This is a genomic window from Qipengyuania xiapuensis, assembly GCF_019711395.1.
Taxonomy (GTDB): domain Bacteria; phylum Pseudomonadota; class Alphaproteobacteria; order Sphingomonadales; family Sphingomonadaceae; genus Qipengyuania; species Qipengyuania xiapuensis.
This window is the reverse complement of record NZ_JAIGNL010000001.1, coordinates 1,699,281-1,713,188: the sequence shown is the minus strand read 5'-3', so window position 1 is coordinate 1,713,188 and position 13,908 is coordinate 1,699,281. Positions and strand designations below refer to the sequence as shown.

Genomic DNA, 13,908 nt, shown 5'->3' with positions numbered 1-13,908 from the left:
AAGCCAAATATTCACACCCGATCATAACGGGAACGGTGACGCGGGCTTTGGCCTGCGTTAAGGGATTGGCGATGCTGACCCGCCTGTCCATCCGCAACATCGTGCTGATCGAAGCGCTCGATCTCGATTTCGGGCGTGGCCTTGGCGTGCTCACGGGCGAGACGGGTGCGGGCAAGTCGATCCTCCTCGATTCGCTCGGGCTGGTGCTGGGCAACCGCGCCGACAGCGGGCTGGTGCGCGCTGGCGAGGAGAAGGCCAGCGTTTCGGCGAGCTTCGAATTCGCAAAGCTTCCTGATGCAATCGCCGAAGCGCTCGACGATGCGGACATCGAGATCGAGCCGGGCGAACCGCTAATCATCCGCCGCCAGCTCAAGGCAGACGGGGGCAGCAAGGCCTTTATCAATGACCAGGGCGTGGGCGTCGCGCTACTGCGCGAGATTGCAGGCGTGCTGGTCGAGCTTCACGGTCAGCATGACGATCGCGGGCTGGTCAATCCTCGCGGGCACCGTGCGCTGCTCGACCGGTTTGCAGGTTCAGATACCGCGAAGGTCGAACAGGCCTGGACCAAGTGGCGCAGCACCGAGGCACGGCTTGCCGAAGCGCGCGAAACACTCGAACAGGCGAAGCTCGATCAGGACCTGCTGCTCGCGCATCTTGCCGAGCTGACCGCGCTCGAACCGCAGGCGGGTGAAGAAGCAAGACTAGCGGAAGCGCGCGCCGACATGCAGAAGGGCGAGCGCCTTTCGGGCGATCTCGAAGAACTCCGCCATCTCTGGGAAGGCTCGGACTCGCCGCTCGCGTCATTGCGTGTGGCGGCCCGGAAGCTTGACCGGATCGCGCCAGAACACTCGCTCTTGGCCGACGCATTGGCCTCACTTGATCGCGCCGTGATCGAGGCCGGAGAGGCGGAGGAGAAGCTGGAAGCTGCCGCAGCGGCTCTGGTCCACGATCCTGCCGCTCTGGAAGAGGCGGAAACCCGCCTGTTCGAACTGCGCGCTCTGGCCCGCAAGCATCGCTGCGAAGTCGACGAGCTACCTGAGAAGATCCGCGAGATGCGCAGCCAGCTCGATTCGATCGAGGGCGGCGAGGCCGAGCTCGATGCGCTCGAAGCCGCCGCAGAGGAAGCGGGCAATCGCTATCGTGCCGAGGCCGAGGCGCTCCATGCGAACCGTGTGGCTGCGGCATTGCGCCTCGACGAAGCCGTCGCGGCGGAACTGGCGCCGCTCAAGCTCGATGCGGCTCGCTTCAAGACGGCTGTGACTGCACTTCCGGAAGAGCGCTGGGGCGCTCATGGGCTCGACAGCGTCGAATTCCTCATCGCCACCAACCCGGGTGCCGATTTCGCGCCGCTCGCGAAGATCGCCAGCGGTGGCGAGCTATCGCGCTTCATCCTCGCGCTGAAAGTCGCCTTGGCCGAGCAGGGCGGGGCAGCGACGGTGATCTTCGACGAGATCGACCGCGGCGTGGGCGGCGCAGTGGCCAGCGCTATTGGCGAACGCCTCGCAAGGCTGGCCTCGGACGGACAGCTGCTGGCTGTAACGCACAGTCCGCAGGTCGCTGCGCGCGGGCAGACGCACTACATGATCGCCAAGAGCTCCGACGGCACGGTGACGCGCACTAGCGTGGCGCTGCTGGACGAGGCCGGTCGCCAGGAAGAGATCGCCCGCATGCTTTCGGGCGCTGAAGTCACGCCCGAAGCGAGGGCGCAGGCGGATCGATTGCTCGAAGGCGTCTAGGGCCTAGTCGGCAGCTTCGGGCTGGCAAAGATAGATCAGCACGAAGAAACCGAAAGCCGCGAAGGTAAATGCGTCGGCCATCGAGCCGTGCCCGATCTGTGTCTGCCACATGTTGTAGGCCGCGCCGCCGAAGACGTTGAACAGCCCGAACCAGGTAAAGATCACGAGACCGCAGCCCAGCTTCGCCAAGGTCATCGCATTCGCATATGCCGCGGCATCGCTCCTTCCGGTCCACAACTTCAATCCGGCCCAAAGGCTGGCTACACCGGCAGCGATTTCGCTTGCGAAGATCACGATCAGAACGATCCACGCGACACCCGGACCCATCGCGGGCATGATGTTGGCCGGATAGATTTCGTGATCCTTCTGCGAAAGCACATAGCCGATGTTCTCGTGTGCTATCGCGAGGTTGATCAGGTTGTGGCCGACATAGAACAGGGCCATCAGCCCTAGCAGCACCATGAAAAGGGCTTTGAGATTACGGTCGATCATAGTTTCCCCCACCTGTGAAACCGCGACCCGTCTGATGCACTTTTCCCCGTGCCTCTGCTCATGCATAGCGATGGAAAGGGGAATCGACCAAATGCCCGCGAGCAAGCCTGTGGACATGACTGAAGCCGACGCCGCCAACGAGCTCATGCGGCTCGCGCGAGAGATCGCGAAACACAACAAGCTCTATCACGCCGAAGACGCGCCCGAGATCAGCGATCCGGAATTCGACGCGCTGGTCCGCCGCAATGCGGTGCTGGAAGAGGCTTTCCCGCATCTCGTGCGCGAGGATTCGCCTTCCAAGGTGGTCGGCCACGAAATCGCGGCCTCGCCGCTGTCCAAGGTCACCCACGAGGTTCGCATGATGAGCCTCGACAACGCCTTCTCTGCCGAAGAGGTCGAGGAGTGGGTGGCACGCGTACGGCGTTTCCTGTCGCTCGACGAAAGCGAGCAGGTCTCGATCACCGCAGAAGACAAGATCGACGGCCTGTCCTGTTCGCTGCGCTACGAGAAGGGCAAGCTTGTTCGTGCTGCGACCCGCGGTGACGGGCAGGTTGGCGAGGACGTCACGCCCAATGTCGCGCATATCGCGGATATTCCGCAGCAGCTCGCGGGCGATGTGCCGGAGGTCTTCGAGATCCGTGGCGAGGTCTACATGTCTAAGGCCGACTTCCACGCGCTCAACGCCGCGCAGGAAGAAGCAGGCGGCAAGCTCTTCGCCAATCCGCGCAATGCCGCTGCCGGCTCGCTGCGCCAGAAGGATGCGAGCGTGACGGCAAAGCGTCCGCTCAGGTTCTGGGCGCACGGCTGGGGCGCGGCCTCCGATGTGCCCGGTGCCACGCAGGAGGAGGTGGTGCGCAAGATCGAGAAGTGGGGAGTGCCGGTCTCACCGCTATTTACTGTCGTTCAGGATGTCGCAGAAATGCTGGCGCATTACGAAAGCATCGGTTCGCAGCGTCCCGACCTTCCGTATGAAATCGATGGGGTCGTCTACAAGGTCGACCGGCTGGACTGGCAGCAGCGCCTCGGCTTCGTGGCCAAGGCGCCGCGCTGGGCGCTGGCGCACAAGTTCCCCGCGGAGCAGGCCGAGACCACGCTCGAGGCGATCGACATCCAGGTCGGGCGTACAGGCAAGCTTACCCCTGTAGGCCGCCTCGCACCGGTCCTGGTGGGCGGTGTCACCGTAACGAACGTCACGCTCCACAACCGAGACGAGATCGAGCGGCTCGGCGTCAGGCCCGGCGACCGCGTCGTCGTGCAGCGCGCGGGCGACGTTATTCCACAGCTTGTGGATAACCTGACCCGCGAGGTGGAACGCGAGCCTTTCATCTTCCCCGATCACTGTCCCGAATGCGGCAGCGAGGCCGTGGCGGCAGAAGGCGAGGTCGATGTACGCTGCACAGGCGGTCTCATATGTCCCGCACAACGTACTGAAAGATTGAAGCATTTCGTCAGCCGAGGTGCGCTCGACATCGACGGGCTCGGCGAGAAGACCATCGACCAGTTCTTCGCACTGGGCTGGCTCGAAAGTCCTGCGGATATTTTCCGTCTCCACGAACGTCGTGACGCCATTCTCGCGCTCGAGGGCTGGCAGGAGCGCTCTGTGGATAAGCTTGTGGATAGCATCGAGGCACGGCGCCAGCCGGATGCGGCGCGATTGCTGTTCGGGCTTGGCATCCGCCACATCGGCGCTGTGACGGCGCGCGACTTGATGAAGAATTTCCACGAGTTGCCGGCCTTGCGCCAGACAGCCGAGGCTGCACGCGCGGGAGACGAGGAAGCTGCGCAGGCGCTGACGTCGATCGACGGCATCGGCGGCGCGGTGGTCGAGGCGCTCGGCGACTTCTTCCACGAGGATCACAACAAGGCAGTCTGGGACGACTTGCTCAATGAAGTTTCGCCCCCTCGCTACGAGGTCGAGACGAAGGAAAGTCCGGTCAGCGGCAAGATCGTGGTATTCACCGGCAAGCTCGAGACCATGAGCCGCGACGAGGCCAAGGCCCAGGCCGAGCGTCTCGGAGCCAAGGCAAGCGGTTCGGTCAGTGCCAAGACCGACCTGTTGGTCGCCGGTCCCGGTGCGGGCAGCAAGCTCAAGAAGGCCGCCGACCTCGGCATCGAGGTGATCGACGAGGCTGGCTGGGCCAAGATCGTGGCGGAAGCGGAGTAGGGATCATGAACGCGCAAGGCATCTCGCTAGGGCTGATTTTCGGGGTCATGTTCGGGGTCGTCTTCGACAATCTCGCGATCGGTCTCGGGCTGGGTGTCGCTTTCGGAGCCGCCTTCAGCGCTTCCATGTCGAAGAAGGACGAGGACGATGAAGAGGACGACGAGGGCGCGGATTCAAAAAGCTGACGGCAATCTCGGAAACCATCTGATTTGATGGCGTTAGTTGGATGTGAGACGCTCCCCGATCCTGTTCCTGACTGTCCTGATCGTAGGCGCCTTCCTGGTGCTGGCGACGTCCGTAAGCACGCCCGGCGAAACGCCCGAAGAATTCGAACGGCGCGTCATGGCCGCGGCATCCCAAGAGCCTCCCCCGCCGCCCGAACTCGATGCAGCGCAGCTGGCACTCCAGGAAGATCTGCGGGGCATAGGCGAAAGGTTTGCCGGTGAGCTCGGCATTGCCGTCACGCGAGTGTCCGATTTGTCGACGATGGCCCACAATGGCGGTGAGCCGTTCCCGCAGCAGAGCGTAACGAAGCTGTGGGTCGCGTTGACCGCGCTGGACCTTGCGGAAGAGGGCGGCCTCTCGCTCGACGAGATGGTGACCATCCGCAACGCAGATCTCACGCTGTTCTACCAGCCCGTCAGGAACATCGTGAAGGCGCGAGGGGCATTCACGAGCGATTATCGCGACCTCCTGACCCGCGCGATTACGCAGAGCGACAATACCGCCAACGACCGCCTTCTCCGCCGGATAGGTGGGCCTCAGGCGGTGGAGGCATTCCTCAGGAGAAACCGGATTAGCGGCGTGCAGTTCGGCACCGACGAGCGCAGCAAGCAGAGCGAGATTGCCGGGCTGGAGTGGCGCCAGTCCTATTCGACGGGAAACGCCTTCTACGAGGCGCGCGACCGCGTACCCGAGGAGCGCCGGCGACAGGCATTCGAAGCCTATCTTGCGGACCCGCTCGACGGAGCCAGCGCTGCAGGGATCTCCGAAGCGCTTGCGAAGCTTGCGCGCGGCGATCTCTTGTCGCCCGCGTCCACCAGCTTCATGCTCGACACGCTAAAGCAAACGAAGAGCGGCCCGCGGCGCCTCAAGGGCGGTGTACCCGGGGGCTGGGAGTTCGGTCACAAGACCGGCACGGGCCAGTACTTCGACGGTGTGCAGTCCGGCTATAACGACGTCGGTATCCTCACCGCTCCCGACGGCACGCAATACACCATCGCCGTCCTGATCGGGCAGACCCGCACATCCTATGCGGAGCGTTTCGACATGATGCAGGAAGTCACGCGTTCTGTGGTCCGCTATCACGAGGGGCGGCAGGACCCGGTCGCCTAGTCGGCGGTCGGATCGTCCACCCATTTCATCACGCCGCCCGCAAGCGGTGTCCACTGGCCCATTTTCACTCCTGCACGAGCGAGCGTGTCGCCCACCCACTGGTTGCATGTATTGCCGAGCGTGTAGCGGCCAAGCGCGTCGTAATTGCGCGCGCCTTTCTCGAAGCTCTCGTAACTGAAGCGCTCGCCGGTTTCCGGGGGCGGGGGCAGGGTCGCCTCGATCTCCGCCACCAGAAGCCGGTATTCCTCCGGCCTCAAGGTCAGGTAGCGATGGTATTCGGATGGGCGCGGGTTCACGTAATGGCCGACGCGCATCAGGCCGTCACCGCCCATGAAGGCGATCCGCAGCGCGGTGCTGACCTTGAGATCACCCCATGTCGGCGTGTTGAGGAAAACCTCTTTCTCACCCCATCCGATCGCCACGTGGGTCGGTATCCAGCCATCGGTATCGCGGGGCATTCCCGCCGAGGGGAAGGTTTCGCGCCAGTCCTTCTCCTGCGTGATGATGGGCATCACGATGCCGGTGTGGATGCCATTGGTTTCGATCATGATCCGGATGCCCGTTTCCGGCTCGGTCCAGTCCGCGTTTCGCGGTATCGAGCTCCCGATCCAGGCCGCAAGGAAGAACAAGGCCGCAAGTAAAAGCGGGACGGCGAGAATGCCGCCGAGCCACTTCAACGCGCGTTTGCTTCTCAACGCACCCGGCTCCGGCGCAGCCACAGGATCGACCAGTCGCCATTCGTGACACGGCGGGCGAGGCGGAAGCCCTGCCTCGCGTATGCCGCGCGGACTTCGGCTTCCTGCGTCTGGAGCAGGCCTGCAAGGAGGAGGCTGCCACCCCTCTCGGTGACTGCAGCGAAGTCGGGCGCCAGTTCCACGAGAGGGCCAGCGAGGATATTGGCGATCAGCAAATCGTAAGGCGCGCGCGCCTGGATCAGCGCGTCATCGGTACCGGGAGCGATGATCATCGTCAGTTCGCCGGGACCGGCACCTGTGGGAACATCGTTCATGGCGCAATTGTCCTCGACCACTCCGGCGCAGACATAATCGATGTCCGACGCGGTCGCCTTGGCATTGGGCCAGAGGTGCATGGCGGCGAAGGCGAGCAACCCGGTGCCGGTGCCGATATCGGCGTGATTCTTCACCACCAGCCCCTCGCGCTTCATCAGGTCGAGCATTGCGAGGCAAGCGGCGGTCGTCTCGTGCTGGCCGGTGCCGAATGCCTGGCTTGCAGGGATGATGAAATCGATCAGTTCCGGATCGGCCGGATGCTCTGGCGTGCGCACGTGGAAACGACCGGCCCGGATGGGCTCGACGCCCAGCTGGCTTAGCGTCACCCAGTCCTGTTCGGGCAGCTTCTCGGCCTCGAAATCGGGCGCGCCGTCGGCAAAAAGCGATGCGACGGCCTTCTTGTCCGCCGCAGTCGGCTTGTGATCGAGCCAGACCTCGAGGATCCATTCGTCCGGCTTGTCCTCGGCGATCTCGCGGCCGGATACGACCAGCTCCTCGGGAAAATCCCATGCGTCCTCATGGGCGAGGAGAGCTGCCTGCACGACCTTCTTGGGAGCCTCGCCCGATAGCTTCCAGGCGCTCACTGCGCGGCTTCCTTCGCAAGGCGCTCGTCGAGGCGTTTGCCAAGCGCATCGGCATAGCGCTGGCACTCGCCGGGCTTGCCATAGGTACCTTCGCGCCAGCGCTCGATCATGTTGCTCGATGACGGGTGCGGAGTGGTCAGAATATCGCAGGGCAGGAAGCGCACCTTGTCGATGCTGGTACGGAAGGCGCCGACAGTCTCAGGATGGTCGGTGAAGCGATAGTCGTCCCCGGACACTGCGGAGAGGCTGTCGACATAGACCATTCGGCTGCAGACCGGTGGTTGGTCGGGCGGCGTGCACGACCACCAGGTCCAGCTAAGCGCGCCCGGTGTGTGTCCCGGTGTCGTATGTGCAGTGATCCTGAGATTGCCCAGCTCGACGACATCGCCGTCCGCTGCGATCCTGCTCACCTCGACCGGTTCCATGTCAGGATGCCCCGAGTTAGCCTGCGGGTCGTCGCTCGCCACTTTTCCGCTCACGAGGACCGGCGCGGCGCGCTCGGAAGCCACGATCTCGGCTCCGGTCGCTTCGGCGATCGCTGCATGACCGGCGACATGGTCGAAATGCTCATGGCTCATGAGGATGTAGCGGATGTCGGAAGGCTCGAAGCCGAGCGACCGGATGCTCGCGAGCACGTGGGGCGCAGCGGCTTCCACTCCGCTGTCGAGCAGGATGTGACCCTCGTCGCCCGCCACCAGAATGGCCGAGATGCCGCAGGTGCCGACATACCAGCTGTTGCCCATCAGGCGGAACGGCCGGGCAGGCTTGTCCCACTCGTCCCACTTTTCGCATGCGTCCACGAAGCGCTCTTCCGGTACTTGCGGCTCCGCATGTGCGGACGGGACGGGGTCGGTATGACCGGTGTGAGCGTTGGCACAGGCACCAAGCACCATGGCGAGGGGAAGCGCAAGTCTAGCGAACATAGCTTGCCCCGTTGGCATCAAGCGTCGCGCCCGTCATGCTGGGCGGTGCATCGAGTGCACAGAATTCGATGATCTTCGCGATTTCCTCCGGTTCGGCCACGCGGCCCAGCGGAATGTCTGCAAGCAATCCTGCCCCGCCGCGGCTCTCCAGGTAATCGCCTGCCATGGCCGTATCGGTGAAGCCCGGCGTGATCGCGAAGCTGTAGATCTTCTCCGAAGCGTAGGCGCGCGCGATGCTCTTGTGCATCGCAAGCATGCCGCCCTTGCTGGCAGCATAGTGCCAGTGCGCCGGCGAATCGCCGCGGTGACCGGCACGGCTCGCTACGTGGACGATACGCCCCTCGCTTCCGCGTGCGCGCCAGTGCTTGATCGCAAACCGGCTTAGCTGGGCCGCAGCGGTCAGGTTGATGCGCATCGTATCTTCCCAGGCATCGAGCCATTCGATGTCGGAGCGCTCGATCGGGTTGGGCGCGAAGAGCCCGGCATTGTTGACGAGCACGTCGATCTTGCCGCCCGCGCGGGCGAGGGCGGCCTGCCACAACTCCTGCGGTGTGAAGGGCTCGCGAAAGTCCGCCGGCACGGTATCGGTGGCGTCACTCGAGGTTGCCTGCCCGATGACTTTGGCGCCTCGCGCCTCGAGAGCTGCCTTGGCAGCAGCGCCGATCCCGCGCGATGAGCCGGTGAGAAGAATGCATGTCATGCATCACGCTATTCGAAACTTTGCGACAAATGTCGAGGCCGCGCGCCTTGCCTCGCACGCCAGCTTCGCTAAGGAGGCGCGACGAATTACCGTAACGGACGATAACGCATGGCAAACCGCCCGCTCTCACCGCACCTGCAAATCTGGAAATGGGGCCCGCATATGCTGGTCTCGATCCTCCACCGTATCACCGGCGACGGTATGGCCATTGTCGGCCTCGCCGTCCTGCTCTGGTGGCTCGGCGCAATGGCCGGTGGTCCCGAAACCTATGCGACCTTCCAGGAAGTCATGGGCTCGCCGATCGGCATGATCGTGCTCGTCGGTCTGAGCTGGGCTTTCTTCACCCACATGATGAGCGGGCTTCGCCACTTCGTCCTCGACATCGGCGCCGGCTATGAGCTGGACATGAACCGGGTCTGGTCGATCCTTTCGCCGATCATCGCAATCCTCCTGACCGCCGGTTTCTGGGCGGTCGTCCTGCTTCGCTAAGGAAGACCCGGACACATGGCACACGACACACCCATCAAACGCGTGCGCGGGCTCGGCTCCGCACATGAGGGCGCGCATCACTGGCTGGTGCAGCGCTTCACCGCTATCGGTAACCTGGTGCTGATGCTGTTCCTCGTGATCAGCCTCGCGCTGCTTCCCGACTATGGCTATTCGACCGTGACCGGCTGGGCCTCGCAGACGCTGCCCGCGACCGCGCTGGCGCTGCTGATCATCAGCGTGTTCTGGCACGCGCGCCTCGGCCTGCAGGTGCTGATCGAGGACTATGTCCACGATGCCGGAACCAAGTTCGCCACGCTTACCATTCTCAATCTTGCAACCATTGGCGGCGGCGCATTCGCTCTCGTTTCGATCGCCCGCATCGCCCTTGGAGGAGCCGCCTGATGGCCCACAGCGCTACTTTCGAAATCGGCGGTCGCAGCTATCCGATCGTCGACCACCTCTATGACACCGTAGTCGTCGGCGCCGGCGGCTCCGGCCTGCGCGCCACAATGGGTAGCGCGGAAGCCGGCCTCAAGACGGCCTGCATCACCAAGGTTTTCCCGACGCGTTCGCACACCGTGGCCGCACAGGGCGGTATCGCCGCATCACTCGGCAACAACACACCCGACCACTGGTCGTGGCACATGTACGATACGGTGAAAGGCTCCGACTGGCTCGGCGACCAGGACGCGATCGAATACATGGTCCGCGAAGCACCGCAGGCAGTCTACGAGCTGGAACACGCGGGCGTGCCCTTCAGCCGCAACGACGATGGCACGATCTACCAGCGGCCCTTCGGCGGCCACATGCAGAACATGGGCGAAGGCCCGCCGGTGCAGCGCACCTGCGCCGCAGCCGACCGTACCGGCCACGCCATGCTCCACGCGCTCTACCAGCAGAGCCTGAAGTATGACGCGGACTTCTTCATCGAGTATTTCGCGCTCGACCTGATCATGGAAGACACGGCCGACGGCAAGGTCTGCCGCGGCGTGATCGCGATGTGCCTCGACGATGGCACCATCCACCGTTTCCGCAGCCAGGCCGTGGTCCTCGCGACCGGCGGCTATGGTCGCTGCTACTTCACCGCGACGTCGGCCCACACCTGCACCGGCGACGGTGGCGGCATGGTTCTGCGCGCGGGCCTGCCGCTGCAGGACATGGAGTTCGTGCAGTTCCACCCGACCGGCATCTACGGTGCCGGCGTGCTCATCACCGAAGGTGCGCGCGGCGAGGGCGGCTACCTCACCAACTCCGAAGGCGAGCGTTTCATGGAACGCTATGCGCCCTCCGCGAAGGATCTCGCATCGCGCGACGTCGTCAGCCGGTCGATGGCTCTGGAAATGCGCGAAGGTCGCGGTGTCGGCCCGGATGGCGACCACATCTACCTGCACCTCGATCATATCGATCCCAAGGTGCTGGGCGAGCGTCTGCCGGGCATCACCGAAAGCGGCAAGATCTTCGCTGGCGTGGACCTGACGAAGCAGCCTCTGCCGGTTACCCCGACGGTTCACTACAACATGGGCGGCATCCCCTGTAACTATCACGGCGAAGTGATGGCGGGCGATCCGAACGATCCGGAAAAGATCGTTCCCGGCCTGTTCGCAGTCGGCGAAGCGGCCTGCGTCTCGGTCCACGGCGCGAACCGCCTCGGCTCGAACTCGCTGATCGACCTCGTGGTGTTCGGCCGTGCAACCGGCCATCGTCTGAAAGAAATCATCAAGCCGGGAGTGAGCCAGGACGAACTGCCCAAGGGCAGCGCCGAACTTTCGCTGTCGCGCCTCGACCACTTCCGTCATGCCGACGGCAGCACGCCGACTGCAGCCCTGCGTGCCGACATGCAAAAGGGCATGCAGAAGCACGCTGCCGTGTTCCGCGACAGCAAGCTGCTTTCCGAAGGCGTCGAAGTCCTCAAGGACGTCAACAAGCGGATGCAGGACGTCAAGGTCCACGACCGCTCGCTCATCTGGAACAGCGACCTCATCGAGACGCTCGAGCTCGACAACCTCATGGCGCAGGCCAACGTCACCATGGCATCGGCCGAAAACCGCAAGGAAAGCCGCGGCGCCCACGCGCACGAGGACTTCCCGGAGCGCGACGACAAGAACTGGATGAAGCACACTATCGCCTGGTTCGATGGCTGGGGCGGCAACGGCGGCGGCGTGAAGATCGATTATCGCCCTGTCCACGAGTACACGCTGACCGACGATGTGAAGTATATCGAGCCGAAGAAGCGCGTTTACTGATGCGATGGCGGCGAGGCTTCGTTCTCGCCGCCGTTTCGCTTTCGGCCTGTACGACAGTTCCCGGAGCGCCTCCCACAGGGCTGGGCGCAGAAGCGTTTTATGCGAAGCATATAGACGCAAGCGGCATTCCCATACTGTCGTCCGGACAAGTGCCGGACGAGGCGCTGGTTGCAGCGCGCGACATGACACGCGGTATGCTCGCCCAACGTCCCGACCTCGCCGAATGGCTCGCTGCCAACGACTACCGCATCGCCATCATCGCGGAGGACGAGGCGCTGCTGGACCTTCCGGACAAGGCTGGCTGGACCAAGCCTGCGCGCGATGATCCGCGGCTAACGCGGTGCGAGCTCAAGCATTACGATGTACGCATCGGGGCCAAGACCGATCGCGAATACTGGAACGAGCGCGCCCGCGCCATCGGCGGCAAGCGCATGGCAGACGGGGCGGAGGATGTGCTCGGCCTGCCGTCGAGCCGCTATTGGGGCGAGACGATCTTCGTGCACGAGATGGGGCATCTCGTGCTCGATGCCATCCAGGCCACCGATCCCGTGCTCTATGCCGAGGTTGAAGCTGCGTATGCCAACGCCTTGGCGAATGATCTCTGGCTCGACGAGTATACGACCACGACGATCCAGGAATATTGGGCCGAAGGTACGCAATTCTGGTTCAACTCGAACCGCATCCAGTCATTCGACGGGCGCCGCATCCTCAACCATGCCGATCTCGAGGCCTACGATCCGCATCTCTATGCCGCGCTCGCCAAGGCCTATGGCGACAGCCACCGTCTCAAGTCCGATCCCTTCTGGATGAGCCCCGCGCGCGTGCCGCCCGGACCCATTCCCGAAAACACCGCCGAGGTTTGCTGAAGACCCGCGGCAACGATAAGTTTACGTCCCGGGTCTATTCGGCGCTTTCAAGTATTTGAAAGACGGGGGCAATCATGGGTTTCGGACGCAAGGGTCTCGCATCTGGTGAGATAGCAACAGGCCCAGCGGGAATGCAGCAGGGTTTCGGGCAAACGCCTCGGCAAAACCTTGCCGCCGCCCCGCCGGCAGCAGGCGCGCGCCAGTTCGACGTGACACCCAATCCGCTGCTCATGCTTTTCTGCCTCCTCTTCTTCGGAGCGGTTGCTGCCTATCTCGCCTATGAAGTGACCGATCCGCGCGGCTTGATCCTCAACGGCATCATCGAGCTTGGCCCGTTCGGTGCGGACATCTTTTTCGGCGTGCTGGCCCTTTCGGCTGCAGGCTGGGCGCTCATCGGCGGTGCGGGTTTCATCACCAGCCTCAGCGGGAAGAGCTACCTGAGGCTGGACGCGAACGCGGTCGAAGGCACTTCGGGTGTCTTGTCGCGCACCCCGACACGCATCCAGTATGCGCTCATCAAGGACATCAAGCTGGACGAGTATCAGGGGAAGTTCAGCGTCGAGATCGTCGACCGCGGCGGAGAAAAGATTTGCGCCGCATCACAGAACTTCAAATCGCATGACGAGTTCGAGGAGTTTCTCGAACTGCTGAACGAGCGGATGGCAGCCGTTCGCCGCTAGTCGATTTCGACCGGTTCCACGCGCCGAACGTCGACAATCGTCACCGGTTCGGCAAGCATCTGACCCTTCATCCAGCCTTCGCCTGCCTCCGGATCGCGGGGGCTGTCATGGATTGCGTGGACCACATCCATTCCGTCGACAACGTATCCGAACACGGCATAACCCGCCTTGAGATTGGGGTCGTCGCTGTCGGGCTGGGCGTCGAGACCTTTCTGGTCCTTGATCATGATCGAGAAGTCGCCGGTAGCCGTTCCGGGATCGAGTCGTGCCATCGACAGCGCGCCATTCGTGTGGCTGAGCCCCGTCTCGTTGGTCGGCTCGTGCGGCACGCCTTCGAGGATGCGGTCGGGATTGTTCTGGGTCCCGCCTTGCAGCAGGCCGTTGGGCGGTTCGCCCCACTGAAGATGCATGGCGCGGTAGAAGACCGTCCCGTCGAACCTGTCCTCGTCCGCATAACGCAGGAAATTGCCCGCCGTGATCGGCGCGCGTTCGGTTTCGAGCGCTACGGTAATGTCGCCCATGGTCGTCTCCAGGACCACCAATGTCGTCTCGAAATCAACCTCTTGGGGCGGAGCTGCGGTCTCGTCCTGCGCTGCAAGCGGCGTGGAGAGGAGGGCGAGCGGAGCAAGGATGCGTGCGATCATGGAGCGAAGAATACCGCGCGCATGATTGTCGTCCATCGAATT

15 protein-coding genes are annotated in these 13,908 nt (G+C 63.6%); 9 read left to right on the top strand and 6 right to left on the bottom strand.

Going from position 1 to position 13,908, the window contains the following annotated elements:
• Positions 1-71: 71 nt before the first annotated feature.
• On the top strand, positions 72-1,736 hold the full coding sequence (recN, locus tag K3163_RS08660; protein WP_221553836.1) for a DNA repair protein RecN: 1,665 nt from the start codon (positions 72-74) through the stop codon (positions 1,734-1,736).
• A 3-nt stretch (positions 1,737-1,739) separates the two neighbouring features.
• Here the strand turns inward: recN and K3163_RS08655 are convergent, their stop codons facing one another.
• Positions 1,740-2,228, bottom strand: coding sequence for a DUF2165 family protein (locus K3163_RS08655; RefSeq protein ID WP_221553835.1), 489 nt, complete (start codon positions 2,226-2,228; stop codon positions 1,740-1,742).
• Positions 2,229-2,343: 115 nt separating this feature from the next.
• On the opposite strand from K3163_RS08655, the gene ligA reads away from it, so the two are divergent.
• The 3 genes from ligA to K3163_RS08640 are packed head-to-tail and all read left to right on the top strand — an operon-like array spanning position 2,344 to position 5,727.
• A complete protein-coding gene (gene ligA / locus K3163_RS08650) occupies positions 2,344-4,392 on the top strand; it encodes an NAD-dependent DNA ligase LigA (RefSeq protein ID WP_247712496.1) in 2,049 nt (682 codons plus the stop codon).
• Positions 4,393-4,397: 5 nt separating this feature from the next.
• Positions 4,398-4,577 (top strand): glycine zipper domain-containing protein, encoded by a 180-nt coding sequence (locus K3163_RS08645; protein WP_221428287.1) that lies wholly within the window; start codon positions 4,398-4,400, stop codon positions 4,575-4,577.
• 43 nt (positions 4,578-4,620) lie between these two features.
• Positions 4,621-5,727, top strand: a complete 1,107-nt coding sequence (locus tag K3163_RS08640) for a serine hydrolase (protein ID WP_221553833.1) — start codon at positions 4,621-4,623, stop codon at positions 5,725-5,727.
• Here the strand turns inward: K3163_RS08640 and K3163_RS08635 are convergent.
• From K3163_RS08635 to K3163_RS08620, 4 genes are read right to left on the bottom strand one after another with little or no spacing between them, the layout of a single operon-like run.
• On the bottom strand, positions 5,724-6,422 hold the full coding sequence (locus tag K3163_RS08635; RefSeq protein ID WP_247712495.1) for a DUF2459 domain-containing protein: 699 nt from the start codon (positions 6,420-6,422) through the stop codon (positions 5,724-5,726). The two genes, K3163_RS08640 and K3163_RS08635, sit on opposite strands and share 4 nt — an antisense overlap.
• Positions 6,419-7,321, bottom strand: a complete 903-nt coding sequence (locus K3163_RS08630; protein WP_221553832.1) for a 50S ribosomal protein L11 methyltransferase — start codon at positions 7,319-7,321, stop codon at positions 6,419-6,421. Before K3163_RS08630 ends, K3163_RS08635 begins: the two co-directional genes overlap by 4 nt.
• Positions 7,318-8,244 carry a subclass B3 metallo-beta-lactamase gene (bla, locus tag K3163_RS08625; protein WP_221553831.1) on the bottom strand — a complete coding sequence of 309 codons (927 nt, stop codon included), beginning with the start codon at positions 8,242-8,244 and terminating at the stop codon, positions 7,318-7,320. Before bla ends, K3163_RS08630 begins: the two co-directional genes overlap by 4 nt.
• On the bottom strand, positions 8,234-8,944 hold the full coding sequence (locus K3163_RS08620; RefSeq protein ID WP_221553830.1) for an SDR family NAD(P)-dependent oxidoreductase: 711 nt from the start codon (positions 8,942-8,944) through the stop codon (positions 8,234-8,236). The genes bla and K3163_RS08620 overlap by 11 nt, the downstream gene beginning before the upstream one ends.
• 108 nt (positions 8,945-9,052) lie before the next feature.
• Here K3163_RS08620 and sdhC point away from each other — a divergent pair, with 108 nt between their 5' ends.
• The 5 genes from sdhC to K3163_RS08595 all read left to right on the top strand — a co-directional run bounded on the left by sdhC (position 9,053) and on the right by K3163_RS08595 (position 13,222).
• Positions 9,053-9,433: a succinate dehydrogenase, cytochrome b556 subunit gene (sdhC, locus tag K3163_RS08615; protein WP_221428292.1), complete on the top strand. Its 381-nt coding sequence runs from the start codon at positions 9,053-9,055 to the stop codon at positions 9,431-9,433.
• A gap of 15 nt (positions 9,434-9,448) precedes the next feature.
• Positions 9,449-9,835 carry a succinate dehydrogenase, hydrophobic membrane anchor protein gene (gene sdhD, locus K3163_RS08610; RefSeq protein WP_221428293.1) on the top strand — a complete coding sequence of 129 codons (387 nt, stop codon included), beginning with the start codon at positions 9,449-9,451 and terminating at the stop codon, positions 9,833-9,835.
• Positions 9,835-11,676, top strand: a complete 1,842-nt coding sequence (gene sdhA / locus K3163_RS08605) for a succinate dehydrogenase flavoprotein subunit (protein WP_221553829.1) — start codon at positions 9,835-9,837, stop codon at positions 11,674-11,676. The genes sdhD and sdhA overlap by 1 nt, the downstream gene beginning before the upstream one ends.
• A gap of 182 nt (positions 11,677-11,858) precedes the next feature.
• Positions 11,859-12,542, top strand: a complete 684-nt coding sequence (locus K3163_RS08600) for a glycoside hydrolase (RefSeq protein ID WP_247712494.1) — start codon at positions 11,859-11,861, stop codon at positions 12,540-12,542.
• 131 nt (positions 12,543-12,673) lie between these two features.
• On the top strand, positions 12,674-13,222 hold the full coding sequence (locus tag K3163_RS08595; RefSeq protein WP_221553827.1) for a YdbT family protein: 549 nt from the start codon (positions 12,674-12,676) through the stop codon (positions 13,220-13,222).
• Here K3163_RS08595 and K3163_RS08590 read toward each other — a convergent pair.
• Positions 13,219-13,866, bottom strand: coding sequence for a peptidylprolyl isomerase (locus K3163_RS08590; protein WP_221553826.1), 648 nt, complete (start codon positions 13,864-13,866; stop codon positions 13,219-13,221). The genes K3163_RS08595 and K3163_RS08590 overlap by 4 nt on opposite strands.
• Positions 13,867-13,908: the final 42 nt, after the last annotated feature.

Coding starts and splice junctions, on each gene's coding strand:
- recN (WP_221553836.1), top strand. CDS start 72: ATGCTGACCCGCCTGTCCATCCGCAACATCGTGCTGATCGAAGCGCTC.
- K3163_RS08655 (WP_221553835.1), bottom strand. CDS start 2,228: ATGATCGACCGTAATCTCAAAGCCCTTTTCATGGTGCTGCTAGGGCTG.
- ligA (WP_247712496.1), top strand. CDS start 2,344: ATGACTGAAGCCGACGCCGCCAACGAGCTCATGCGGCTCGCGCGAGAG.
- K3163_RS08645 (WP_221428287.1), top strand. CDS start 4,398: ATGAACGCGCAAGGCATCTCGCTAGGGCTGATTTTCGGGGTCATGTTC.
- bla (WP_221553831.1), bottom strand. CDS start 8,244: ATGTTCGCTAGACTTGCGCTTCCCCTCGCCATGGTGCTTGGTGCCTGT.
- K3163_RS08620 (WP_221553830.1), bottom strand. CDS start 8,944: ATGACATGCATTCTTCTCACCGGCTCATCGCGCGGGATCGGCGCTGCT.
- sdhC (WP_221428292.1), top strand. CDS start 9,053: ATGGCAAACCGCCCGCTCTCACCGCACCTGCAAATCTGGAAATGGGGC.
- sdhD (WP_221428293.1), top strand. CDS start 9,449: ATGGCACACGACACACCCATCAAACGCGTGCGCGGGCTCGGCTCCGCA.
- sdhA (WP_221553829.1), top strand. CDS start 9,835: ATGGCCCACAGCGCTACTTTCGAAATCGGCGGTCGCAGCTATCCGATC.
- K3163_RS08600 (WP_247712494.1), top strand. CDS start 11,859: ATGACACGCGGTATGCTCGCCCAACGTCCCGACCTCGCCGAATGGCTC.
- K3163_RS08595 (WP_221553827.1), top strand. CDS start 12,674: ATGCAGCAGGGTTTCGGGCAAACGCCTCGGCAAAACCTTGCCGCCGCC.
- K3163_RS08590 (WP_221553826.1), bottom strand. CDS start 13,866: ATGATCGCACGCATCCTTGCTCCGCTCGCCCTCCTCTCCACGCCGCTT.